At 33.2% G+C, this 23,657-nt stretch carries 25 protein-coding genes; 17 read left to right on the top strand and 8 right to left on the bottom strand.

Annotated elements, in window-relative coordinates; all coding sequences use genetic code 11:
• The first annotated feature begins 375 nt into the window (after window positions 1-375).
• Window positions 376-597 (top strand): hypothetical protein, encoded by a 222-nt coding sequence (locus tag E1J38_RS13285; protein ID WP_133357274.1) that lies wholly within the window; start codon window positions 376-378, stop codon window positions 595-597.
• Between the two features lie 2 nt (window positions 598-599).
• Here E1J38_RS13285 and E1J38_RS13280 read toward each other — a convergent pair whose 3' ends face one another.
• Window positions 600-1,199, bottom strand: coding sequence for a riboflavin synthase (locus tag E1J38_RS13280; protein ID WP_133357275.1), 600 nt, complete (start codon window positions 1,197-1,199; stop codon window positions 600-602).
• A 199-nt stretch (window positions 1,200-1,398) separates the two neighbouring features.
• Here E1J38_RS13280 and pdxA point away from each other — a divergent pair, with 199 nt between their 5' ends.
• From pdxA to E1J38_RS13240, 8 genes are all read left to right on the top strand, one after another.
• Window positions 1,399-2,439 (top strand): 4-hydroxythreonine-4-phosphate dehydrogenase PdxA, encoded by a 1,041-nt coding sequence (gene pdxA, locus E1J38_RS13275; protein WP_133357276.1) that lies wholly within the window; start codon window positions 1,399-1,401, stop codon window positions 2,437-2,439.
• A gap of 80 nt (window positions 2,440-2,519) precedes the next feature.
• Window positions 2,520-3,062, top strand: coding sequence for a YceD family protein (locus E1J38_RS13270; protein WP_133357277.1), 543 nt, complete (start codon window positions 2,520-2,522; stop codon window positions 3,060-3,062).
• Window positions 3,063-3,070: 8 nt separating this feature from the next.
• On the top strand, window positions 3,071-3,271 hold the full coding sequence (rpmF, locus tag E1J38_RS13265; protein WP_116039612.1) for a 50S ribosomal protein L32: 201 nt from the start codon (window positions 3,071-3,073) through the stop codon (window positions 3,269-3,271).
• Between the two features lie 184 nt (window positions 3,272-3,455).
• Entirely contained in the window at window positions 3,456-4,457 is a 1,002-nt protein-coding gene (locus tag E1J38_RS13260) for a beta-ketoacyl-ACP synthase III (RefSeq protein ID WP_133357278.1), read from the top strand.
• Between the two features lie 22 nt (window positions 4,458-4,479).
• Window positions 4,480-4,971 carry an acetyl-CoA carboxylase biotin carboxyl carrier protein gene (accB, locus tag E1J38_RS13255; protein WP_133357279.1) on the top strand — a complete coding sequence of 164 codons (492 nt, stop codon included), beginning with the start codon at window positions 4,480-4,482 and terminating at the stop codon, window positions 4,969-4,971.
• A gap of 75 nt (window positions 4,972-5,046) precedes the next feature.
• Window positions 5,047-6,402 (top strand): acetyl-CoA carboxylase biotin carboxylase subunit, encoded by a 1,356-nt coding sequence (gene accC, locus E1J38_RS13250; RefSeq protein WP_133357280.1) that lies wholly within the window; start codon window positions 5,047-5,049, stop codon window positions 6,400-6,402.
• A 167-nt stretch (window positions 6,403-6,569) separates the two neighbouring features.
• Complete coding sequence (locus E1J38_RS13245; protein ID WP_133357281.1) at window positions 6,570-7,679, top strand: NAD(P)/FAD-dependent oxidoreductase; 1,110 nt, start codon at window positions 6,570-6,572, stop codon at window positions 7,677-7,679.
• Window positions 7,680-8,129: a 3-oxoacyl-ACP synthase gene (locus E1J38_RS13240; protein WP_133357282.1), complete on the top strand. Its 450-nt coding sequence runs from the start codon at window positions 7,680-7,682 to the stop codon at window positions 8,127-8,129.
• Here E1J38_RS13240 and E1J38_RS13235 read toward each other — a convergent pair whose 3' ends face one another.
• The 6 genes from E1J38_RS13235 to E1J38_RS13210 all read right to left on the bottom strand — a co-directional run bounded on the left by E1J38_RS13235 (window position 8,130) and on the right by E1J38_RS13210 (window position 14,692).
• Window positions 8,130-9,044, bottom strand: coding sequence for an ABC transporter ATP-binding protein (locus E1J38_RS13235; protein ID WP_133357283.1), 915 nt, complete (start codon window positions 9,042-9,044; stop codon window positions 8,130-8,132). It lies immediately after the preceding gene.
• Between the two features lie 70 nt (window positions 9,045-9,114).
• Window positions 9,115-11,271 (bottom strand): prolyl oligopeptidase family serine peptidase, encoded by a 2,157-nt coding sequence (locus tag E1J38_RS13230; RefSeq protein ID WP_133357284.1) that lies wholly within the window; start codon window positions 11,269-11,271, stop codon window positions 9,115-9,117.
• Window positions 11,272-11,352: 81 nt separating this feature from the next.
• Window positions 11,353-12,342: an aspartate-semialdehyde dehydrogenase gene (locus E1J38_RS13225; protein WP_133357285.1), complete on the bottom strand. Its 990-nt coding sequence runs from the start codon at window positions 12,340-12,342 to the stop codon at window positions 11,353-11,355.
• Between the two features lie 134 nt (window positions 12,343-12,476).
• Complete coding sequence (mscL, locus tag E1J38_RS13220) at window positions 12,477-12,881, bottom strand: large-conductance mechanosensitive channel protein MscL (protein WP_133357286.1); 405 nt, start codon at window positions 12,879-12,881, stop codon at window positions 12,477-12,479.
• A gap of 64 nt (window positions 12,882-12,945) precedes the next feature.
• Window positions 12,946-14,052 carry an alanine racemase gene (alr, locus tag E1J38_RS13215; RefSeq protein WP_133357287.1) on the bottom strand — a complete coding sequence of 369 codons (1,107 nt, stop codon included), beginning with the start codon at window positions 14,050-14,052 and terminating at the stop codon, window positions 12,946-12,948.
• Window positions 14,045-14,692, bottom strand: coding sequence for a thymidine kinase (locus E1J38_RS13210; RefSeq protein WP_133357288.1), 648 nt, complete (start codon window positions 14,690-14,692; stop codon window positions 14,045-14,047). The genes alr and E1J38_RS13210 overlap by 8 nt, the downstream gene beginning before the upstream one ends.
• A gap of 110 nt (window positions 14,693-14,802) precedes the next feature.
• On the opposite strand from E1J38_RS13210, the gene E1J38_RS13205 reads away from it, so the two are divergent.
• The 8 genes from E1J38_RS13205 (at window position 14,803) to E1J38_RS13170 (ending at window position 20,457) form a co-directional block, all read left to right on the top strand.
• Complete coding sequence (locus E1J38_RS13205) at window positions 14,803-15,546, top strand: DUF8457 domain-containing protein (protein ID WP_133357289.1); 744 nt, start codon at window positions 14,803-14,805, stop codon at window positions 15,544-15,546.
• Between the two features lie 100 nt (window positions 15,547-15,646).
• Window positions 15,647-16,321 (top strand): 16S rRNA (cytidine(1402)-2'-O)-methyltransferase, encoded by a 675-nt coding sequence (gene rsmI, locus E1J38_RS13200; RefSeq protein WP_133357290.1) that lies wholly within the window; start codon window positions 15,647-15,649, stop codon window positions 16,319-16,321.
• 1 nt (window position 16,322) lies between these two features.
• Window positions 16,323-16,667: a HopJ type III effector protein gene (locus E1J38_RS13195; protein WP_133357291.1), complete on the top strand. Its 345-nt coding sequence runs from the start codon at window positions 16,323-16,325 to the stop codon at window positions 16,665-16,667.
• A 65-nt stretch (window positions 16,668-16,732) separates the two neighbouring features.
• The gene (locus tag E1J38_RS13190; protein ID WP_133357292.1) at window positions 16,733-17,668 is read left to right on the top strand and encodes a 2-hydroxyacid dehydrogenase; all 936 of its coding nucleotides are present in this window, start codon (window positions 16,733-16,735) and stop codon (window positions 17,666-17,668) included.
• 55 nt (window positions 17,669-17,723) lie between these two features.
• A complete protein-coding gene (locus tag E1J38_RS13185; RefSeq protein ID WP_133357293.1) occupies window positions 17,724-18,179 on the top strand; it encodes a DUF1801 domain-containing protein in 456 nt (151 codons plus the stop codon).
• Between the two features lie 95 nt (window positions 18,180-18,274).
• On the top strand, window positions 18,275-19,039 hold the full coding sequence (locus E1J38_RS13180) for a sulfite exporter TauE/SafE family protein (protein ID WP_133357294.1): 765 nt from the start codon (window positions 18,275-18,277) through the stop codon (window positions 19,037-19,039).
• A gap of 89 nt (window positions 19,040-19,128) precedes the next feature.
• Window positions 19,129-19,548, top strand: a complete 420-nt coding sequence (locus E1J38_RS13175) for an NINE protein (protein WP_116039596.1) — start codon at window positions 19,129-19,131, stop codon at window positions 19,546-19,548.
• Between the two features lie 282 nt (window positions 19,549-19,830).
• Complete coding sequence (locus E1J38_RS13170; RefSeq protein WP_133357295.1) at window positions 19,831-20,457, top strand: arsenate-mycothiol transferase ArsC; 627 nt, start codon at window positions 19,831-19,833, stop codon at window positions 20,455-20,457.
• Between the two features lie 11 nt (window positions 20,458-20,468).
• On the opposite strand, the gene E1J38_RS13165 is transcribed toward E1J38_RS13170, so the two are convergent.
• On the bottom strand, window positions 20,469-23,609 hold the full coding sequence (locus tag E1J38_RS13165; RefSeq protein WP_133357296.1) for an efflux RND transporter permease subunit: 3,141 nt from the start codon (window positions 23,607-23,609) through the stop codon (window positions 20,469-20,471).
• Window positions 23,610-23,657 lie beyond the last annotated feature (48 nt).

Here is a 23,657-nt window from a genome sequence, read left to right as displayed (position 1 = left end):
ATATTTTTCGTAAAACTTCCAATATTCTTTTGTAATTTGCATTTAAGTTGTTCATTATTAATGTTTTGTGGTTAAAACAATTTACTGATTATCAGTAAGATGAACAACTTTTTCTTTTTAAATCATAATGCACAACGGGTTTTAATCAATAAAATGTTAATAAGTATCGTTAAATTTTTCTTTTTAAATTATATATATTTGTTTTTCAAGTAAAAAGAGGGAATATTTTACGATGATATTATTATATAAAAACCAGCTATTTAGCTATAAAAACTGTATTTCATCGGGTTTTTGTGTTTTTTATGGGTGTTTTTTATGAATATAACCTTCTCATTATTTTGATAAAAAGTGTTTTTTTTTACTTTTGCCAAGCCCATGACTACTAGAAAAAGAAGAATATTAACCTTAGGAATAATTGTGTTTATAGGTGTTTTGTGCTTTGCTCAAAAAGGAGGACCAACACCTCCTCCCCCTCCTACAGGAGGTCCTTCTCCTCCTGGTCTTACAATTGGAGTGGATACTTTATTTCTAGTAGTGTTAGCTTTGTGTCTCGGTGTTAGAAAACTTCTCTCTCAAAGCAGTAGTATAAGCAAGTAGTTTTAATAATTTGTTATATTCATTGCTAACAACTTTGTAACATATTTTCCTAGAACATCAAACTCTAAATTTACAACTGTACCTTCTTTAAAGGTGTTAAAGTTAGTATGCGTGTAAGTGTATGGTATGATAGCTACACTAAACGTGTCTTTTTCAGAGTTTACAACTGTTAAGCTGGTTCCGTTTATGGTTATAGAGCCCTTTTCTATGGTGAGGTTATTTAAAGTAGCATCGTATTGAAAGGTGAAAAACCAACTACCGTTTTCTTCTTTAATATTAGTGCAAATACCGGTTTGATCAACATGGCCTTGAACAATATGGCCATCTAACCTATCTCCTAATTTCATGGCACGTTCTAAGTTTACCTTGTCATTACGTTGTAAAGTACCTAGGTTAGTTTTGTCTAAAGTTTCCTTTATGGCAGTAACCGTGTACTCATCATTATCTATGTCTACAACTGTTAAACAAACCCCATTATGAGCAACACTTTGATCTATTTTTAATTCGGATGTAATATTACTTTTTACAGTAATATGAAGGTTTGTGTTTTCTTCTCTTAAACTTGTGATAATACCAATATCTTCAATAATTCCGGTAAACATATTATTATCTGTTTATTTGGTTAAATTTGCAAAATCAAAAATACATGATTTTTTTCATTTAAAGATTTATCAAGATAAAATGAAAAGATTCTATATACTAACATAGAGGATACTAGAGTGCTGTAAAATTTTAGGGTTTTTTGAATAAAAATATACACCTCAACAGAAAAAAATTAATAACAAAAGTTGTCTTTTTTTAATGAAGTACGAAGAAAATATAATAGTAGGAATATCAATAGGTGACTTAAACGGTATTGGTGGCGAAATAATATTGAAAACATTTGAAGACACCATGTTTTTAGAATTGTGTACACCAGTAATTTTTGCTTCAGCAAAAACCATGAATTTTTACAAAAGTCATTTTAAATCTACCATTAATTTCCATAACATTAATAGTCTCAGTCATCTGGTACATGGTAAAGTTAATGTGTTTAATTGTTGGAATGAGCCCGTAAAAATTGAATTTGGAAAAGAAGACATCAAAATAGGAGAATATGCTATAAAGTCTTTAAGAGCTGCTACTGAGGCCTTAAAAAATGAAGCTATTAATGTTTTGGTTACAGCACCTATTAATAAGTATAATATTCAATCGGATGAATTTAAATTTCCTGGACATACAGACTTTTTAGCCCAAGAATTAGAAGGGGAAAGCCTTATGTTTATGGTTACTGAAAATTTAAGAGTTGGTTTATTAACAGACCATGTTCCTGTTAAAGATGTGGTTGAGCATATTTCAGAGCAGCTTATTATAAAAAAGATTCATACCATTTATGATTCCCTTAAGAAGGACTTTAGAATATCAAAACCTAAAATAGCGGTTTTAGGAATCAACCCTCATACAGGTGATAATGGTGTTATTGGAAAGGAAGATGATGAGGTATTGCGTCCTACACTTAAAAAGATCAAGGATGAAGGCAAATTGGTTTTTGGACCTTATGCAGCCGACAGCTTTTTTGGCTCAAATAATTACAAAAATTTCGATGCAGTAGTGGCTACCTATCATGATCAAGGACTGATTCCTTTTAAAACATTATCGTTTGGACAAGGTGTTAATTATACAGCGGGTTTAAACAGAATTAGAACGTCTCCAGACCATGGAACAGCTTATGAAATTGCTGGAAAGGGATTAGCAGACGCTGGTTCATTTAAAGAAGCCATTTATACGGCTATTCAAATTTACAGAAATAGATTTGATTATGAGAGTCTTACCTCTAATCCGCTAAAAAAGATGCGCAAATAGATATAAACAAAAAAATGTTTATAAGTAATGTTGCTTAAGGTAAAAATTTATATATTTGCAGGCTCAAAATAGATGTGATAATGAAGCTATTGAAAGAATTTGTAATCCAATTTGTAGGATTAAAATTAGGAAAGCATCATTTTGACTATGAAATTGAACAAGCGTTCTTTGATTTTTTTGAGTATAAAGAGTTTAATAATGTTAATGTTAATGTTAATGTTGCGCTAGAGAAAAAGTCAACATTGTTAGAATTACATTTCAAAACCTCTGGATTTGTAAACATTAATTGTGATTTAACTAATGAACCGTACAATCAAACTATAGAAAATGAGTTTGATTTGGTAGTTAAATTTGGCGATGAATATAATGACGAATATGAAGATATTCTAATAGTACCTCATGGAACTTATGAAATCAACATTCAGCAGTATGTTTATGAATTAATTGTCTTGGCTGTGCCAATTAAAAGAGTGCATCCAGGTGTAAAAGACGGAACATTAAATTCAGATATACTTGATAAACTAGAAGAACTTAGTCCAAAGCTAAATAAAGATAAAGACAAAAAAGAGGATATTGATCCTCGTTGGAATACATTAAAGAAACTATTAACGGATAATAAATAATATAGAAAATGGCACATCCTAAGAGAAAAATCTCTAAAACAAGAAGAGATAAGAGAAGAACTCATTATAAAGCATCTGTGCCACAGATTGCTACTTGCCCTACAACAGGAGAAGCGCATTTATACCACAGAGCGCATTGGCACGAAGGAAAATTATATTACAGAGGTCAGGTGTTAGTTGACAATTCTGAAGAAGAGAACGTGGCATAACAAGATTTGCGCGCACAATATGAAACGCTCACTTGTGAGCGTTTTTTTTATGACACACTTTTACATAAAAAAGCAAAAACAAACATATTTGTGTGTTATTACGCTAAAATTTAGTAGTTTTCACCAAATTTTACATTGTTTTGTTAAATTTTAGTGATTTTTTAGTCAATTTAACGCTTAGTTTATGAGTAAAATTTCAGCGGCAATTACAGCTGTGGGGGGCTATGTGCCCGAATATGTGTTGACCAATCAAATTCTTGAGACTATGGTTGATACAAATGATGAATGGATTACCAGCAGAACAGGAATTAAAGAACGAAGAATTCTTAAAGAAGAAGGTAAAGGCACTTCTTTTCTTGCCATTAAAGCAGCACAAAACTTAATAAATAAAAAAGGATTAAACCCTAAAGAAATAGAACTGGTTATTGTTGCCACTGCAACACCAGACATGAAAGCAGCATCAACGGCAGCTTATACAGCTTCTGAGATAGGAGCAACCAACGCTTTTTCTTTTGATATGGATGCCGCCTGCTCTAGCTTTTTATATGGAATGTCAGTAGCTGCTAGTTACGTAGAGTCTGGTAAATACAAAAAAGTACTTTTGATTGGAGCCGATAAAATGTCTTCTTTAATTAATTACAAAGACAGAGCCACTTGTATTATTTTTGGAGATGGCGGTGGTGCGGTTTTATTTGAACCTAATGAAGAAGGTTTAGGGTTGCAAGATGAATATTTAAGAAGTGATGGTACTGGCAGAGAATTTCTACAAGCTACCTACGGAGGTTCTATACACCCTATAACACATGAGGCTATAGACCAAGGTGGGCAATATGCTTTCCAAGAAGGTAGAACAGTATTTAAAAACGCAGTCTTTAATATGGCTGATGCCACCATGAAAGTGATGGGGCGCAATAATTTAACCAAAGAAGACATAGCATGGTTAACGGCACATCAAGCAAACAAGCGTATCATTGATGCTACAGCAGATAGAATGGAACTAGAGCATGAAAAGGTAATGATGAATATTCACAAGTATGGAAATACTACATCTGCTACCTTACCGTTATTATTACACGACTACGAATCACAGCTTAAAAAAGGAGATAATATTATATTTGCTGCCTTTGGTGGCGGATTTAATTGGGGAGCCATTTATTTAAAATGGGCATATAATTCAGATAACTAACCATTAACTAATTAGTAAAATTATGGATATTAAAGAGATTCAAAACCTAATCAGGTTTGTTGCCAAGTCTGGTGCAAGCGAGGTTAAATTGGAAATGGATGATGTAAAAATCACTATAAAAACAGGAACGGATACTGAAACAACTATTGTTCAACAAGTTCCTGCTCCACAGATAGCACAACAACCAGTTGCTATGCCAGCAGCTCCTGTTGAAGCTGCTCCAGCTGCACCGGTAGCTCAAGAATCTGCAGCACCTGCCACTGATGATTCAAAATATATTACAATTAAATCACCAATAATTGGTACTTTCTACAGAAAACCATCACCAGATAAACCTTTATTTGTTGAAGTAGGTCAAACCATTGCAGAAGGCGATGTGCTTTGTATTATTGAAGCTATGAAACTTTTCAATGAAATTGAATCTGAAGTTTCTGGAAAAATAGTGAAAATTTTAGTTGATGATTCTTCTCCAGTAGAGTTTGATCAACCGTTATTCTTAGTAGACCCTTCATAACCAAATTTAAAATTCCAAAAAACAAGTCCCAATTTGAAGGAATTTGGAATTTGAAATTTTAAATAACTATAAGTTATGTTTAAAAAAATATTAGTAGCCAATAGGGGAGAAATAGCACTACGTGTTATTAGAACCTGTAAAGAAATGGGCATTAAAACTGTTGCAGTTTATTCTAAGGTAGATGAAGAAAGTTTGCACGTTAAGTTTGCCGATGAAGCTGTTTGTATAGGACCAGCACCAAGTAGTGAATCTTATCTTAAAATGTCCAATATTATAGCTGCTGCCGAAATTACCAATGCAGATGCTATTCATCCCGGATACGGATTCTTATCCGAAAACGCTAAGTTTTCAAAAATTTGTTCAGAGCACGGTATTAAATTTATTGGAGCTTCACCAGAAATGATTGATAAAATGGGAGACAAGGCTAACGCTAAAGCAACTATGAAAGCTGCGGGTGTACCCTGTGTTCCTGGAAGTGATGGTGTTATTGAATCTTATGAAGAATGTGAGAAACTGGCGGAAGAAGTAGGTTATCCTGTAATGCTAAAAGCCTCAGCCGGAGGTGGTGGTAAAGGGATGCGTGGTGTTTTCAAAAAAGAAAACCTTAAAGCCGCTTGGGATTCTGCAAGGCAAGAAAGTAAAGCCGCTTTTGGAAATGATGATATGTACATGGAAAAACTCATTGAGGAGCCAAGGCATATCGAGATTCAAATTGTAGGCGATTCTACAGGGAAAGCGTGTCATTTGTCTGAAAGAGATTGTTCAGTACAACGCCGTCATCAAAAATTAACTGAAGAAGTACCATCTCCATTTATGACCGATGAGCTTCGTCAAAAAATGGGAGAAGCCGCAGTACGAGCTGCAGAATATATTAAGTACGAAGGAGCAGGAACAGTAGAGTTTTTGGTTGATAAACACCGTAACTTCTACTTTATGGAAATGAATACACGTATTCAAGTAGAGCACCCAATTACAGAGCAGGTCATTGATTTCGATTTAATACGAGAGCAAATATTGGTGGCAGCGGGTGTGCCAATTTCTGGAAAGAATTATATGCCAAATTTACACTCTATTGAATGTAGAATTAATGCCGAAGATCCGTTTAATGATTTTAGACCTTCACCAGGGAAGATTACCACACTTCATGCACCGGGAGGACATGGTGTTAGATTAGATACCCATGTATATGCAGGATATTCTATTCCACCAAATTATGACTCAATGATTGCAAAGTTAATCACAACAGCACAAACTAGAGAGGAAGCCATCAACAAGATGAAACGTGCTTTGGATGAGTTTGTTATAGAAGGTATAAAAACAACTATTCCATTCCACAGGCAACTCATGGAGCATCCAGATTATTTAGCAGGTAATTACACCACTAAATTTATGGAAGACTTCAAAATAAAACATATTTCTGAAGATGAATAAATTAAAACTCCGAAAGCAATTTCGGAGTTTTTTTATGGTCTTTCTATGCATTATAAAATTAGAGTTAGTAGTTTGTCCTGAGCGAAGTGGAAGGGTTGTATCTTTTAATAGTACCTCATAAAAGCATACCATTTCTATCCTTAACGCAAAAGCACTAACTTAGTATCATGAACTTATCCTATTGGGAAATAAAAAGTTGGTTAACTAATATTGACTATACTATTGTTGGTAGTGGTATTGTTGGTCTTAGTTGTGCTTTAAAATTAAAGGAAAGATTTCCTAAATCAAATATTTTAATATTAGAAAAAGGGGTATTACCACAAGGAGCTAGTACAAAAAATGCAGGTTTTGCATGTTTTGGAAGTTTAAGCGAAATTCTAGACGATTTAAAAATCCATTCTGAAGAAGAGGTTGTTAAACTTTTACAAAAGCGTGTAGATGGTTTGCATCTATTACGAGATACATTGAGCGACTCTAATATCGACTTTCAACAAAACGGAGGCTATGAATTGTTTTTTAAAAATGACGGGTTATTAGATACGTGCCTGTCTAAAAAGGAATATGTCAATGAACTTTTAAAACCTATTTTCAAAGAGGATGTATTTACAATAAAAACCAATAGGCTAGGTTTTAAGAATATTGAGGAGCAGTATATTTTTAACTCTTATGAGGGGCAGATAGATACTGGTAAAATGATGGTATCCCTCCTGAATTTAGCACTTAATAAAGGCATCAAAATACTTAATAGTATATTGGTTAAGTCTTTTTCAGAGGATAGTAATTCTGTCAAAATACAAGCCAATCTGTTTGAGTTTTCCTCATCAAAGTTATTATTAGCAACCAATGGTTTTACATCAGAAATACTCAATGAAAAAGTTACACCTGCAAGAGCACAAGTTTTAATAACCAAACCCATAAAAGATTTGCATATTACAGGAACTTTTCATTTGGATAGAGGTTACTACTATTTTAGAAATTTTAAAAATAGAATTTTACTAGGAGGAGGTAGACACTTGGATTTTAAAGGAGAATCTACAACTGAATTTGGTCAGGCATATCATATTCAAGAGACGTTAGAAAACCTTTTAAAAACAACCATTTTACCAAACACCAATTTTGAAATTGATCATCGTTGGAGCGGTATTATGGGTGTTGGAAATAAAAAGGAAGCTATTGTAAAACAATTAAGCAATAATGTGTTTTGTGGTGTCAGACTTGGAGGTATGGGTATTGCCATTGGAAGTTTAATTGGAAAAGAATTAGCAGATTTAGTTTAAATGAATATCAAACAACAACTATACAAAAAGTGCGAAGTGTTTATTGCAAATAGATTACAAACGGTTAAAAGCACTATTAATGAAATACAAGAATCATTAACTACTGAAACTAAAAGTTCTGCAGGAGATAAGCATGAAACAGGTAGAGCAATGTTGCAATTAGAGCGTGAAAAAGTTGGTAATCAATTATCCGAAATTCAGAAAACACAAGAGGCGCTTACTAAAATAGACATTACTAGAACATCAAATGCTGTTAGTTTAGGCAGTTTGGTTAATACATCAAAATTGAATTATTTTATTGCTATTAGTGCTGGTAAATTAAATATTGAAAAAGAGACTTTTTATGCAATCTCACCAAGTACACCTATTGGAGAATTATTGATGGGTAAAACAGTTGGAGATTTAATAAGGTTTAGAAATCAGGAGTTTATAATCGAGAAAATAGGGTGATTATTTATGAATACTCAAAGCTACTTCTTGCCCTTTTTTAAGCTCTTTATAATATTTGAATAACAGGTTTTGTTCATTCATATTAGCTTCAATTAAATAGTAATTTCCTTTATAGTAGGATTGCTTTACTGTTGCTTTTAGACTAGAATTTTCTACCACTTTAATTTGATGGGAATATACAATACCATAGGGTTCTATAACATTAAATTCGCCAAAAAAGGATGCAATTAATGGTGTTTTAGGGTTATTGTATAATTGCTGGGGTGTATCGCTAGCAATAATTTCGCTATTGTGAAGTACAATCATTTTATCTGAAAAAGATATGGCATCGTCTTTATCGTGAGTAGCAACAATACAAGTGATGTTTTTATTCTTTAGGTATTTGAATAAACTTCGCCTTAAAGATTGCTTTTTAAAGTTATCAATATGGCTAAAAGGTTCATCAAGCAAAATAATTTCAGGTTGTTTTGCTATAGCTCTAGCTAAAGCTACTCGTTGCTTTTGTCCACCACTTAATAGTTTTACTTTGGTATTTGCAAAAGTTGATAATTGAACAACTTCTAATAATTCTTCAACTCTTTTTTGTTTTTCTTCTGGGTAGAAATTAGAAAGAAATTCACCAATATTTTCGGCTACGGTGGTAAATGGCATTAAATCAAACTCCTGAGCGACGTATTTCATGAAGTCATAACCAACAATCAAATTGAATGCTGGACCAAGAATTTTAGTTTTGTTCCAAAATATTTCGCCCTCATTTAAATCATATTCTCCGTACAGTAATTTTAACAAAGTACTTTTACCAGAACCACTTTCACCAATAATAGAGAGATGTTCTCCTGTATTGATTGTAAAGTCTATATTTTTTAGAACTTTCTTTTTGTTGTAACCAAACGATATGTTTTTTACCTGAAGCATAAAGTTGCAAAAATAGTATAAAAAAAATCTGCCCAAAATTTTAGCAGATTTAGGGTTTGCGGTTTATAATTTATCCTTTAATTTTTTTCTTTGGTTTGTATGGTAATACTTCAAAACCCATGTTATACAGTGTGAATCCAAAAATATCAGCATATTGTTCAATGGTTTTACTTACTGGGGTTCCTGCGCCATGACCAGCGTCGATTTCAATTCTTATCAAAGTTGGGTTATTTCCCGCTTGTTTACTTTGTAATTCGGCAGCAAATTTAAAACTATGTGCTGGCACAACACGGTCATCATGGTCGCCAGTGGTTATTAAGGTTGCTGGATATTTGGTCCCCTCATTTATATTGTGCAGGGGCGAATAAGCTTTTAAGTATTCAAACATTTCCTTACTGTCTTCGGCAGTTCCATAATCATAGGCCCAACCTGCTCCAGCAGTAAACGTGTGGTAGCGTAACATATCTAGTACACCCACAGCTGGTAATGCTATTTTAGCTAAATCGGGTCTTTGTGTCATAACAGCACCTACCAAAAGGCCACCGTTAGAACCACCACGAATAGCTAAATATTCTGAAGAGGTATATTGGTTTTCAATTAAATATTCTCCAGCCGTAATGAAATCGTCAAACACATTTTGCTTTTTAGTTTTAATACCAGCATCATGCCATTTTTTGCCATATTCACCACCACCACGAATATTTGGGACCGCATAAATACCACCCTGTTCCATCCAAACAGCCATAGCAATACTAAATCCTGGGTTTAAACTAATATTGAAACCACCATAACCATAAAGGATTGTTGGATTTTTACCATTGAGCTCTATACCTTTTTTATGAGTAATAATCATAGGTATTTTAGTACCATCTTTAGAGTTGTAAAACACTTGATTACTTTCATAGTCATCACTGTTAAACTCTATAGAAGGTTTCCAGTACAATTCGGTTTCACCGGTTTCTAGATTGAACTTATAAATACTTGATGGTGTGTTATAGTTTGTAAAACTAAAGTAATCAATAGACTCTTCTTTTTTACAACCAAATCCATTTGCTTTTCCAACTCCAGGAAGTTTTATAGTACGAATAAAGTTCCCGTTGTAATCGTATTGCATTACTTTAGAAATAGCATCAACCATATATTCTGCAATAATATATTTTCCAGATGTTGATGGTTGTAACACAAAGTTAGTTTCTGGGATTATGTCTACCCAATTTTCAGGTGCTGGGTTTGAAACATCAACCTTCACAATGCGTTTGTTAGGTGCATCTAAATTGGTAACTAAATAGAGTGTACTTCCGTCATTGTTTAAAACAGAAGTATTACTTTTAGTATGATCTAAAATGGTTATCCAAGAACTGTTCTTTTTAGATAGGTCTTTTATATAAAGTTTGTTTCCAGTAGTAGAAATTCTGGGTGAAATAAATAAACAGTTATCGTCTTCCGTTACACCAGCGTAAATATAGCGGTGTTTCTCATCGGGTGTTCCACCAAAAACTAATTTATCATCTTTTTGAGACGTTCCTAATTTATGATAGTAGACTTTGTGCTGGTCTGTTTTTGAAGACAGTTCACTGCCTTCAGGTTTATCGTAACTAGAATAGTAAAATCCTTCATTTTTGTACCATGAAATCTGTGTGAATTTAACATCAAAAATGGTGTCTCCAATATTTTCTTTAGTTTCAGTATCCATTACGATAATCTTTCTCCAATCACTTCCATCTTCAGATATTGAGTATGCAAGGAAACTTCCATTTTTAGAGAAACTAACTGCATCCAAAGAAGTTGAACCATCTTTGGAAAAAGAATTTGGGTCTAAAAATATATCTTCCCCACCATTTTCTTTCTTCTTGTAGAGTACATAATGGTTTTGCAAGCCATTGTTTTTGTAGTAGTAAATATTGTTTCCTTCTTTGAATGGCGCACTAATTTTTTCATAATTCCAAAGTTCAGAAAGCCTTTTTTTAAGTTTATTTTTAAAAGGAATTTTATTTAAATAGTTCTGGGTAACTAAATTTTGAGATTCAACCCATTTTGTAGTTTCCTCACTCATATCATCTTCTAGCCAGCGATATGGATCTTTAACTTCAACTCCAAAATAGGTGTCTACTGTATTAACAGTTTTGGTTTTAGGGTAATTCAGAACAATAACATTTTTTTCTGAAGTTTGATTTTTGCATGCCATTAAAATAATAAGACATAATACAATAATTATTACTCTTTTCATTGATTGATGTATTTATTTTACAAAAATAAAAAGGCCCCTGCGGTCAACAGGAGCCTTTAACAATCTTTTAATGAAAAGTAATTATACTAAATTATTTTCAACTAAATATTCGGCAATTTGAATAGTGTTTGTAGCAGCACCTTTACGCAAGTTGTCTGCAACTATCCACATATTTAATGTATTTGGTTGCGATTCGTCTCTACGGATGCGACCAACAAAAACATCGTCTTTATCATGTGCATAAATTGGCATAGGATATGAATTGTTTGCTAAATCGTCTTGTACTACAACACCAGGGGTGTCACTTAATAGCTGACGTACTTCGGCTAAATCAAAATCATTTTCAAACTCAACGTTTACAGATTCAGAATGTCCACCGGCTGTTGGAATTCTTACAGCAGTTGCAGACACAGAAAATGATCTATCGTCCATAATTTTTTGAGGCTCTCTGGCTAATTTCATTTCTTCTTTGGTATATCCATTCTCCAAAAAAACATCGCAATGAGGTAATGCATTTCTACCTATTGGGTAAGGATAAGCCATCTCACCTTCAATACCAGCAATTTCGTTTTCTAATTGACGAACAGCTTTTACACCAGTACCTGAAACGGATTGGTAAGTAGAAACAACTACACGTTTCATGTTGTACTTTTTATGAAGCGGATTTAAAGCCATTACCAACTGAATGGTTGAACAGTTTGGATTCGCAATAATTTTATCTTCTTTAGTTAAAACATTGGCGTTTATTTCGGGAACCACCAATTTTTTAGTGGGATCCATTCTCCAAGCCGATGAGTTATCAACAACCGTGGTACCTGCTTCAGCAAATTTAGGTGCCCACTCTAAAGATGTATCACCACCTGCAGAAAACAAAGCGATATCTGGTTTCATAGAAACAGCTGTTTCTAAACCAACAACGGTATAATCATTTTCTTTATAAGTAATGGTTTTGCCCACAGAACGCTCTGAGGCAACAGGAATTAATTCAGTGATTGGGAAATTGCGTTCTGCAAGAACTTTTAGCATAACTTCGCCTACCATTCCAGTGGCTCCAACTACAGCTACTTTCATTTCTATCTGTTTTAAAAATTATGGCGCAAAACTAAGTATTAATTGTTGTTTTAAACGAAAAAAAAGACCTTGAATTTTCTAAAACAAGGTCTTTTTAACAACAAATAACAGAATGTTATTTATTTAACAATAAGTTATTTTTTAAGCAAATCTCTAATCTCAGCAAGTAATTCTTCTTGACTAGGTCCTGCAGGAGCTGGTTCTGGTGCTGGTTCTTCTTTCTTTTTCATTTTATTAATGCCTTTTATAATCATGAACATTACAAAAGCCACAATAATAAAATCAATAACATTGGTTAAAAATTCACCCCAAAGCACAGCAACTTCACCTACTACTTCGCCAGCATCATTGGCAGTACCTTGTGTTATAATCCATTTTTGGTCTTTAAAATCAGATTTAAAAATTAGTCCAATTAAAGGAGATACAATACCTCCAGTAAACGATGTTACTACTTGTTTAAAAGCAGCACCCATAACAAAACCAACTGCAATGTCAACTAGGTTGCCCTTCATTGCAAATTCTTTAAACTCTTTAAGCATAATTTATAAGTTATATAATTAGTGAAACACTAAAATAAGAAAAAGTCACTTTGTAATATGTTTTCTAACGAAAAAAGATACGTTTAACCCGTTGTGAAATACCTGTAATGAGTTCATAAGAAATAGTACCAGTGGTTTGGGCTAAATTTTCGGCAGTTGCTTTCGCATCAAAAACAATAACTTCATCTCCTTCTTTACAATCAATATTGGTTACGTTTACCATAATCATATCCATACATACATTACCTAGTATAGGGGCTTGTTTTCCGTTAATGGTTACATAACCTTTCTCATTACCGTATTGTCTACCTATGCCATCGGCATGACCAATGGGTAAGGTAGCTGTTTTTAGACCCCCATCACTTTTATAAGCTCTATTATAGCCAACAGATTCTCCTTTTTCAATTTTGTGTATTTGAGAAATAACTGTTTTTAAACTAGCAATGGGTATTAAATTTTTATTCTCTTTTTCAGAATTCCCAAAACCATAAAGTCCAATACCACTTCTAACCATATCAAAATGAGCTTCAGGATAGTTTAAAATTCCAGACGTATTGCAGGTATGTAGTATTGGTTTATAACCAATGGCTTCAATGAAATTTTCTGAAATAGTTTTAAACGTCTCAATTTGATTTAAGGTAAACGCTTTTTCGTTTAAATCTTCACTTGCAGCTAAATGCGAAAAGATTGAAGTTACCCTTACCGATGAAGTAGCCATTAATTTAGAAACCACTTGGTTTACATCGTTTTTAGAAAACCCCAGTCTGTTTAAACCTGTATTAAATTTTATATGAACAGGGTAAGCAGTTTGATTTTCCTCAATGGCAACTTCAATAAACTCACTTAAAACTTTATGGTTATATATACTAGGTTCTAAGCAATGTTCTAAAATAGTTTTAAAGTTTGATGTTAACGGGTGAAGTACTAAAATAGGAGCGGTGATACCAGCTTTACGCAAATCTACACCTTCATTGGCATAAGCTACGGCAAAATAATCAGCATCTAAATCTTGTAGGTATTTGGCAATTTCAATAGCATCACTGCCATAACCAAAAGCCTTAACAACCGCTAAAAATTTGGTGCTATTGTTTAGTTTAGATTTTAAATGCTTAAAGTTGTGTTTAAGCGCTTTTAAATCTATTTCAAGTACAGTTTCTTGCGCTTTAGGCATTGGAGTTCTTTGATTTTGCAATCACTTCTTCAGCGTCGTTCACTTTCATATTTCTTACTTTGTCTCGCATCATAGCTTTATAAAAAGCAGCCCTACTCAATGGTTCGTATTCATCAATTTCACCAAGCATAACTAAATTGTTGTTTTGTGCTTTGCGATAGCTATATTGTGCTAAATTTCCAGTTCGGGTACAAACAGCATGTACTTTTGTAACATATTCTGCGGTTGCCATCAGATAAGGCATGGGGCCAAACGGATTTCCTTTAAAATCCATGTCTAGTCCTGCAACAATAACTCTAACACCCTTATTAGCTAAATCATTGCAAACTCTTACAATTTCATCATCAAAAAATTGAGCTTCATCAATACCAACTACATCACAATCATCGGCTAAAATAGGAATATTTGCTGCTGCTGGAACTGGCGTAGAGCGTATTTGGTTTTCATCATGAGACACTACCATATCTTCATCATAACGCACATCAATAGCAGGCTTAAAAATTTCAACTTTTTGTCGGGCAAATTGCGCACGCTTAAGTCTGCGGATTAGCTCTTCGGTTTTACCAGAAAACATAGAACCGCAAATAACCTCAATCCATCCAAATTGTTCTTTATGATTTACCGTATTTTCAAGAAACATTTCGTAATTTTAACACTAATATCAAGCAATTTTTCGTTTGTATAAAGGTGGCGCAAATTTTTTTAAAATCAAAAGCCTAAAATAGATTAAATTTTAAAAATTTTGAATTGATGAAGAAGAAGTTAGAATCAGAATTAGTTAGTATTGCCCATAGAATTCTAAAACTAAAGGGGAAAGAAGACATCATAAAAATGCATGCAGAGGTTATGGCTTTATATGAGACACTTACTGTTTTAAAATTTGCTCATGAAAATTTTGATGATGAGATGCCAACTATTGGAAGTGATTCTTCTTTTTTTGGGATGTTAGATACAGCTTTTAATAACAAAGTAAGTGATAATATTGAAGTTGAGGACAGGATTTATATCAACTTAGATGAGAATGAAAAAGAGGCCATTTCAGAGCCACTCATGGAGACCATAAAAGATATGGTAGCACAGATGCCTCAAGAAACCGAGCAGGTTGATGCCTTTTTTGAAGAGTCCATGTCCGAAAGAATTAGCAAGAAACATGATTTAGACGAAATCACCGCTGGTTTTGAAGAAATGCCTGTTTTTGAACCTGTGTCTAAGATAAATGATCATGAAAACAGTGCAAAAAAAACATTGAATGATAAGCTCAAAAGTGGCGGACTTAACATTGGATTGAATGATAAGCTGGCTTTTATAAAGCATTTGTTTGATGGGAAACCAGAAGATTATGATCGCGTAATTTCACAAATAAATACTACAGCTACTTTTCACGAAGCCCATCAATTTATCAATGATATAGTAAAGCCAGACTATCAGGACTGGGTTGGGAAAGAAGAATTTGAGGAACGTTTTTTACAAATCATAGAAGCTAAATTTCAATAATGTTTGGGTGTTCTTGCGCCTTAGCGCAGTCGTGCTTTTCGTTCATAGTTTTGGCTCAATGCTCGTCTCGCCAAAAGCTAACCACTGCAATCACTAACACATGAGTAAACTATACATAGTTCCTACCCCTATAGGGAATTTAAACGATATCACGTTAAGAGCCATTGAGGTTTTAAAACAAGCCGATTTAATTCTTGCCGAAGACACGCGTACTTCAGGTAAACTCTTAAAACATTTTGAAATAAATACACCAATGCAATCACATCATATGCACAATGAGCATAAAACGGTTGATAGTATTATTCAAAAGTTAAAGGCAGGAACTAAAATAGCTCTAGTAAGTGATGCTGGGACACCTGCTATTTCAGATCCTGGATTTTTGTTATCAAGAGCGTGTGTAGAGAATAATATTGATATTGAATGTTTACCGGGAGCAACGGCCTTTGTGCCAGCACTAGTAAATTCTGGTTTGCCAAATGATAAGTTTGTGTTTGAAGGGTTTTTGCCTGTAAAGAAAGGTCGTCAAACAAGACTTTTACTATTAGCAGAAGAAACCCGAACCATGATTTTTTACGAAAGTCCGCATAAATTGATTAAAACCTTAGGGCATTTTTGTGAGTATTTTGGAGAGGACAGACCCGTTTCGGTTTCCAGAGAGCTAACCAAACTGTATGAAGAAACCATTCGCGGAACCGCAAAAGAAGTTTTAGAATATTACACTAATAAACCACCCAAAGGAGAAATAGTTATAATTGTAGGTGGTAGAACTAACTAAAATGGACATAGACGAATTTAAAAATAAACTAAGAAGTAATCCAGAAAAGATTGCCTTTTCTGAAACAATGGATGTCATAGAATTAAACTACGATTTTGTACCAACAGCCTTTAAAAATGGGTCTTTAGAAAATGGCAAAGGACAAAACTCAGGCTCTTGCAAGTTATTTGCTTTTGCCAAAATGCAAAACCTAACTAAAGAAGAAACCTTGGCATGTTTTGGAGAGCATTATTTTGAAGATGTTTTAAAAGACTTCAATGGAACTGGGCATCAAAACATAAGAAACTTCATGAAAACAGGTTTTGAGGGTTTGTTTTTTGATAAAGATCCTTTAAAGACAAAATAACTTATTTTCCTGCATTTGTTTCGGCAACGCATTATTTTTACTTTTGAACCCTTATTTTGTTGTAAATGAAAATTCTCCATCTCGACACCAATCATGAGTTACTAATAAATCAACTAAACGATTTAGGCTATACAAATCATGAGGATTACTCATCTTCAAAAGAAACCATAGAAGCTAAAATTTCAGCATATGATGGGATTGTTATTCGCAGCAGATTTACCATAGATAAACAGTTTCTCGATGCCGCTACTAACCTAAAATTCATTGGTAGAGTTGGCGCTGGTCTAGAAAATATAGATTGTAGTTATGCAGAAACCAAAGGAGTGTACTTAATATCGGCGCCTGAAGGCAATAGAAATGCTGTTGGAGAACATGCTTTGGGTATGTTGTTATCGCTGTTTAACAAACTCAATAAAGCGGATGCTGAAGTTAGAAACGGAAAATGGTTAAGAGAGGAAAACCGTGGTGTTGAGCTAGATGGAAAAATAGTTGGATTGATTGGTTACGGTAATATGGGAAAAGCTTTTGCAAAAAAACTAAGAGGATTTGATGTTGATGTATTGTGTTATGATATTAAGGATAATGTGGGTAATCAAAATGCCAAACAAGCAAGTTTACAAGAATTTCAGGAAAGGGTAGATGTGGTTAGTTTACATACCCCACAAACACCTTTAACATTAAAAATGATTAATGCTGATTTTATAAAGGCGTTTAAAAAACCTTTTTGGTTAATTAATACCGCAAGAGGTAAAAGTGTAGTAACTGAAGATTTGGTTTCAGCATTAAAAACAGGTAAAATTCTTGGTGTAGGATTAGATGTGTTGGAGTATGAAAAAGCATCTTTTGAAAGCCTATTCACTTCAGATATGCCAGAAGCCTTTCAGTATTTAATTCAAGCTGATAATGTTATTTTGTCACCTCATGTAGCTGGTTGGACGATTGAGAGTAAGGCAAGATTGGCGCAAACTGTTGTAGATAAAATTAAGGCTAGATTTCACTAAATATAATTAAGACAATCGTTTTAAGTTTTGATGTACTTCACAAAAAATAAATAGTATGCAATCAAAAGCAATAACACCACAAGAGTACATAGACGAATTACCTGCAGACAGAAAAGAACCTTTTTTGAAATTAAGACAACAAATTTTAGCCAACTTACCTGAAGGCTTTGAAGAATGTATGAGTTATGGTATGTTAGGCTATGTAATTCCTCATTCGGTGTATCCAGATGGGTATCATTGCGATCCTAAATTACCATTACCATTTATGAATTTATCATCACAGAAAAACTTTATTGGGGTTTATAGTATGGGTATTTATGCTAAAAAAGAATTATGTGATTGGTTTACTTCAGAATATACAAAACGCTGCAAGTATAAACTGGATATGGGAAAAAGCTGCATAAGATTGAAACGAATGGACGATATTCCTTATGATCTTATAGGTAAGCTTGCCGCTAAGGTTAGTGCAGAGGAGTGGATTCAGATTTATAAAGATTCGTTAAATAAATAATAACATTGTAGTTGAAAATTTCTCAGGCAAATCCATAACGATGGGAATAAAATAGCATTATGGGAACCATTTAAAACTAGATTTAAACAATTATTTTGGGAATAACCGAGCTTTTTCAATCATACAATCTTTCATCATTTAATTGGTTAGCCGTTGGGTTAGCTGCTTTTGTTTTAGGTATATCTAAATCGGGTATCAAAGGCATCGGCATTCTTATAGTTTTAATTTTAGCCTTTGTTTTTGGTGAAAAGGCCTCTACAGGTATTCTTCTGCCCATGCTAATAAGTGCCGATATTTTGGCAGTAAGTTATTACAATAGGCACACCCAATGGAAATTTATTAAAATGCTTTTGCCTTGGATGATTATTGGTGTTTTGGTAGGTGTTTGGGTTGGTGATGCTATTTCAGAAGTTTTATTTAAACGTGTTATGGCAGTCATTATTATTGGCTCTATTCTTGTTATGTGGTTCTTTGAAAACAGAAAGTCTACAACCGTTCCAGGCAATAAGTTATTTTCCTATTCTACAGGTTTTTTAGCGGGGTTTACAACAATGATTGGCAATTTAGCAGGGCCTATTTCTAACGTATATTTCTTAGCAATGCGATTGCCAAAGAACGAATTTATAGGTACAGCAGCATGGTTGTTTTTTATTATTAATGTGTTTAAGCTACCCTTTCATTTTTTTGTTTGGAAAACAGTATCAAAAGATACATTGATGATTAATTTAGTATTGTTTCCACTTGTGGCTATTGGTTTTTTTGCAGGCGCCAAGGTGGTTAAGCTTATCTCTAATTCTAATTATAGGCGTTTTATAATAATAATAACGGCTATAGGAGGTATCCTTATGCTGTTTAGATAAAACTGTAACAGAATCAAAATTTAACATACTTATAATATAAACTGAGTTTTAATTTATAATTTTATAATCTAACTGTAAAACAATAAAGAATGTCTGACGAGAAAAGTTTAAGCGATGACCTCAATGAAATGCTAGGTGACGCCAAAGAAGGTGCCAAAAAAGCAGCCGATAAAGCCAGTGAAATGGCCGGAGAAGCTAAGGAAAAGGCTAAAGAATTTGCTAGTGAAGCCAAAGAATCTGCTACGGAGTTTGCAGAGAGTGCCAAGGAGTCACTAGGAGGAGAGAATAAAAAGGTTTTAGCTGGAGTACTAGCTATACTTATTGGATCTTTGGGAATCCATAAGTTTATTTTAGGCTATAATAAAGAAGGCATCATTCAATTGATTGCCACATTTATAACTTGTGGTATAGCCGGAATAATACCATTTATAGAAGGTATTGTTTATTTAACTAAGTCTGATGAAGAGTTTTATAACACCTATCAAGTGGGCAAAAGGCCTTGGTTCTAGAATGATAAAATACCAAATCCTTACATTTGGTATTTTTTAACAACTCATTCATTGTTATATTACGATGAAATAATGTTTTTACTTAATTGGGACGCTTTAATTTTACTAGTAAACAAATTACATGGAGTCTTTGTTTTTTAAATTTGAAGTTATGTTTAAATTCAACCGTTGTTTGTTAACGATTTTGAAATACAGAATAAGATTCTAATTCTTAAATTAGCTGCCTCAAAACACACTGGTATACTGTAACTATTAATTAAGCCAAGGGTATTAACAGATAATATGAAAAACGCCTTATTTAAAACTATTTCTAGAACTATAGAAACTTTAGACGTCAATACAATCCCAGAAGAGAGAAAGGATACTCTAAAACCCTTAATAGCATATTTAAAAGTCAAAATTGAAGCTAAAGACCCTATCCGATTAAATTTTATTTGTACACATAATTCAAGAAGAAGCCATTTGTCTCAAATTTGGGCACAAACCATGGCAGCTTATTTTAATATTCCAAACGTATCATGTTATTCTGGAGGGACAGAAGCCACGGCCATGTTTCCAAAAGTAGGAGAGACTTTAATGAATCAAGGGTTTAAAATCGTTAAATTATCTGAAGGCAATAACCCTATTTATAGTGTTAAATATTCACAAAATGAACCTGCTGTGATTGCTTTTTCAAAAACGTATGGAGACACTTTTAATCCTACTTCAGAATTTGCTGCAATCATGACCTGTTCGTCGGCTGACGAAGGTTGTCCCATGGTTTTTGGCTGCGATAAACGTATGGCTATTACCTATGAAGATCCTAAAAAATCTGATGGAACTACTCACCAAACAGAAACTTATTTAAACCGAAGTTTGCAAATAGCTACGGAAATGAAGTTTGTGTTTGAAGAAATAATAAATTCATAACTCTAAAGAAGTTATGAATTACGAAATTTTAAAATAAACAAGGGTAAATACAGGAAAATCCCTAACAGCGAAAAAATCAAACCACCTATAGACCCTACTGCAAAGGAGAACCAAAAGGCTTCGTTTTGCCCATACCATACAAAAGGAATTAAACCTACAATAGTTGATACTATAGTCAAAACAACCGGAATAATTTTATAGTTAAATGCTTTAAAATAAAGTTGTGTTATATTTCTTTTTGGATAGGTGGTTTTCAAATTATTAAAGTCATTAACAATATATAGTGCTGAATTAACACTAATACCACAAAGGAGAATAAAAGAGGCATAACCTCCTTGGTCGAAATTAAAATTGAATATATAAAACGTCAGGAATACACCTACAAAAGATATGGGTATCATACCTATAATTGCTAATGGTTGTTTCAAGGACTCTAATAAAATACTACAGATAAAAAGGATGATACCCACTACAATAAATAAGTAGTAATATTGACTTTTATCTTTTTTATTCCACCGGTTGTATTTTTGTTGAAAGATTTTGTAGCCTAAAGGCAATTTTGGTTCAAAATCTTCAATAGCTTTTTCCCTTACTTTTTGCGCCAGTTGTGTTGAACCCAGAAAATCATAAGCTACAGTTAATGTGTATTGCTGATTGTTCTTCTTGATTGTATTGCCTGTTTTCTTTTTTTCTATTGAAGCCAGTTGGTCTAACTTACACGTTTTGTTACGGATAAAGATAGGTATGTTTTTTAAATCCCAAGCAGTAAAATATTGATATTTATCAGAAACTAATTTCACATGCTGTAGTTCATTATTTTGGATAACAGAGGAAAGGTTTCCTGAATGCACCTGATTTTTTAAATACCCATAAAGTTGTTGCTGTGATACATTGGCCACTGCTAACTTATAATCATTAAAGTCTAAGTAATATTCGTAAAGAGCTTCGTCTCTCCATCCGCCACTGGTTATTTCTACATCCTTAACTCTTGAGTTTGAACTGTCAATAAGCTGCGTTTTCAGTTCTTCTGCGTAAGCATAAAGCTTGTTGTAATTGTAACCTTCCAAAACTATTCTGTTTTGTTTATAGCCATTGCCCAAAGCATTAGAAAAGCCCCTGCCTACACCACTCACTGTCCAATCTAAACCTCCTAAACTAGTAACCTTAGATTCTAATAAATTTTTTAATGTATGGGGAAATCCAGAAAACTCAAAACCTTCCTTAAAGAAAATGGAAATGTTAGAATTTTTATAACTGGATATTCTGGTTTCAAAAAGTTCAATTTCATTAAACTGACTCAAGTAAGATTCCATTTTTAGAATAGCCTCATTCAATTGTTCCATCGTACAGCCTTCAGGCATAGTACCGGTGACGCGTAATGTGGTGCGTTCGGGTTCGGAATAATAAGCATTTTCAAAGACATCTTCGGTAAATAAGCGTAACGAACCACCAATTACTTTTTCTAAAGTGGGTTTAAGAGTACTAGTAAACCATTCTGAACCAATACTTTTATTATATAAATTAGCTAAAGTATCTTCACCTTTAATTTTATTTGGCAACAAATGAATTGGTAAGCCGAATCCCAAAATGAAAAACACAATGAATAGCCACTTTACCCTTGGCCTATTCATGAAATAAAAAATGGTGCTGTAAATATTTGTAAACTTTACAATGCGTTTTTTTCGCTTTCTAGAAAAACGTGTTTGTTTTTTAGAAAGTTTCATTTTATTTAAAAGCGCTGGAATGTAATACATAGACACAAATAGTGACACTCCTATGTTTACTGCAATGACTAATGCAAAGTCCAATAAATCGGCTTGTTGGTTTTCATCTAAAAATATAATGATTAGTAAAGCCCCAATAGTGGTTAAAGTAGCCGCTAGAATGGCTAAAAAAGCTTTCTTATTACCTTTATTTCTAATATGATCTATCATTATAATGCTATTATCGATAATAATACCGAAGGAAATAGTAATACCTGCGAAAGAGTATAGTTGTAGTTCTACATTAAACAAATAATAAAAGATTACTGCTATTAACAAATTTGTAATAATGCTTAGAAATAGTATTATTAAGTATTTAAAACTTCTATTAATTATTAGAATCAGCAATAATAAAATTAGTAACGCATACAAGGTGCGTTTTTGTATTTTTTGTAGTTCCTCAACAATATATTCAGTACTATCTTGTGTGAGTTTTATACTATAACCCGTATCCAATTGTTTACCCAAGCCAACAACTTGAGCTTTAATAGATTTCGCCAAGTCTATGGTATTAACACCTTGCTCAGCGTAAACAGTCATATTAACAATATTTAAACCGTTTATTCTATAATACCCTCTTGGTTTAGCCTCTTTATAATCAACATTTGCAATATTTTCTAAATAAATTATTCTAGTTCCTACTTTTTTTATAGGTATCTCCTTCCAATTTATTGTTTTTTCAAGATTGAAAGTTAATTTGAGATTTATTTCGTTATCTGCTTTATTTAAAGTTTGAACTAAACCATTTCCTAGTTCCTGTTCTCTCAAATAACTATCTATGGCATTTTCTATATCACTTACAGATAAATTTAATTCTAGTAATTTATTTGAATTGTAAGTTATAACCCACTCAAAAGGAGCTGCACCATAAATGTTAACGTTATTAACCCCTTTTATAGTTGAAAGTTTGGGTAATATGTGCTTTTCGGCGTATTTTTTTATGTAGTAGGGGCTTTCGTTGGCGTGTATGCTATAAGACAGAATAGGCGACTTATTTTCATTAGTAGCGCTTAAAGACAAGTTGGGATAGCTAACGCCATCGGGTAATTTAGAATACGACTGTCTTATTAGGTTTGCTAGCTCAAACCGAACAGCATCCATATTTGTATCGTCTTTAAACTTTAAGCTTATACTTCCCGTTCCTTTATCAGAGCTAGAGCTAATATTTTTAACACCTTTAACTGTGTTAAAAATACCTTCTAACTCCGAAGTGACTTCTTGTTCAATAACCTTCGCTGAGGCATCTTGCCATCTGTAATTCACATGAATGGTAGGTAAAGACTCAGAAGGTTTTAGCTGTACACTTAACAATGGTACTAGGCTTAACCCTATTATTGAAAGGCATATAAAAACAGTAAGTATAGAAAATGAAGACAACTTAAAAGTCATATATCTTAAACCTGATTACATTTTTAAATCTAATTGATTAGCAATACT

This window comes from Seonamhaeicola sediminis, from assembly GCF_004358095.2.
Taxonomy (GTDB): Bacteria; Bacteroidota; Bacteroidia; order Flavobacteriales; family Flavobacteriaceae; genus Seonamhaeicola; species Seonamhaeicola sediminis.
Note: the sequence above shows the minus strand (reverse complement) of the source record. Positions and strands in the feature narration are given on the sequence as shown.

Bases quoted from the DNA above. Each gene is read 5' to 3' on its own strand.
- E1J38_RS13285 (WP_133357274.1), top strand. From the start codon at position 376: ATGACTACTAGAAAAAGAAGAATATTAACCTTAGGAATAATTGTGTTT.
- E1J38_RS13280 (WP_133357275.1), bottom strand. From the start codon at position 1,199: ATGTTTACCGGAATTATTGAAGATATTGGTATTATCACAAGTTTAAGA.
- pdxA (WP_133357276.1), top strand. From the start codon at position 1,399: ATGAAGTACGAAGAAAATATAATAGTAGGAATATCAATAGGTGACTTA.
- E1J38_RS13270 (WP_133357277.1), top strand. From the start codon at position 2,520: ATGAAGCTATTGAAAGAATTTGTAATCCAATTTGTAGGATTAAAATTA.
- rpmF (WP_116039612.1), top strand. From the start codon at position 3,071: ATGGCACATCCTAAGAGAAAAATCTCTAAAACAAGAAGAGATAAGAGA.
- E1J38_RS13260 (WP_133357278.1), top strand. From the start codon at position 3,456: ATGAGTAAAATTTCAGCGGCAATTACAGCTGTGGGGGGCTATGTGCCC.
- accB (WP_133357279.1), top strand. From the start codon at position 4,480: ATGGATATTAAAGAGATTCAAAACCTAATCAGGTTTGTTGCCAAGTCT.
- accC (WP_133357280.1), top strand. From the start codon at position 5,047: ATGTTTAAAAAAATATTAGTAGCCAATAGGGGAGAAATAGCACTACGT.
- E1J38_RS13245 (WP_133357281.1), top strand. From the start codon at position 6,570: ATGAACTTATCCTATTGGGAAATAAAAAGTTGGTTAACTAATATTGAC.
- E1J38_RS13240 (WP_133357282.1), top strand. From the start codon at position 7,680: ATGAATATCAAACAACAACTATACAAAAAGTGCGAAGTGTTTATTGCA.
- E1J38_RS13235 (WP_133357283.1), bottom strand. From the start codon at position 9,044: ATGCTTCAGGTAAAAAACATATCGTTTGGTTACAACAAAAAGAAAGTT.
- E1J38_RS13230 (WP_133357284.1), bottom strand. From the start codon at position 11,271: ATGAAAAGAGTAATAATTATTGTATTATGTCTTATTATTTTAATGGCA.
- E1J38_RS13225 (WP_133357285.1), bottom strand. From the start codon at position 12,342: ATGAAAGTAGCTGTAGTTGGAGCCACTGGAATGGTAGGCGAAGTTATG.
- mscL (WP_133357286.1), bottom strand. From the start codon at position 12,881: ATGCTTAAAGAGTTTAAAGAATTTGCAATGAAGGGCAACCTAGTTGAC.
- alr (WP_133357287.1), bottom strand. From the start codon at position 14,052: ATGCCTAAAGCGCAAGAAACTGTACTTGAAATAGATTTAAAAGCGCTT.
- E1J38_RS13210 (WP_133357288.1), bottom strand. From the start codon at position 14,692: ATGTTTCTTGAAAATACGGTAAATCATAAAGAACAATTTGGATGGATT.
- E1J38_RS13205 (WP_133357289.1), top strand. From the start codon at position 14,803: ATGAAGAAGAAGTTAGAATCAGAATTAGTTAGTATTGCCCATAGAATT.
- rsmI (WP_133357290.1), top strand. From the start codon at position 15,647: ATGAGTAAACTATACATAGTTCCTACCCCTATAGGGAATTTAAACGAT.
- E1J38_RS13195 (WP_133357291.1), top strand. From the start codon at position 16,323: ATGGACATAGACGAATTTAAAAATAAACTAAGAAGTAATCCAGAAAAG.
- E1J38_RS13190 (WP_133357292.1), top strand. From the start codon at position 16,733: ATGAAAATTCTCCATCTCGACACCAATCATGAGTTACTAATAAATCAA.
- E1J38_RS13185 (WP_133357293.1), top strand. From the start codon at position 17,724: ATGCAATCAAAAGCAATAACACCACAAGAGTACATAGACGAATTACCT.
- E1J38_RS13175 (WP_116039596.1), top strand. From the start codon at position 19,129: ATGTCTGACGAGAAAAGTTTAAGCGATGACCTCAATGAAATGCTAGGT.
- E1J38_RS13170 (WP_133357295.1), top strand. From the start codon at position 19,831: ATGAAAAACGCCTTATTTAAAACTATTTCTAGAACTATAGAAACTTTA.
- E1J38_RS13165 (WP_133357296.1), bottom strand. From the start codon at position 23,609: ATGACTTTTAAGTTGTCTTCATTTTCTATACTTACTGTTTTTATATGC.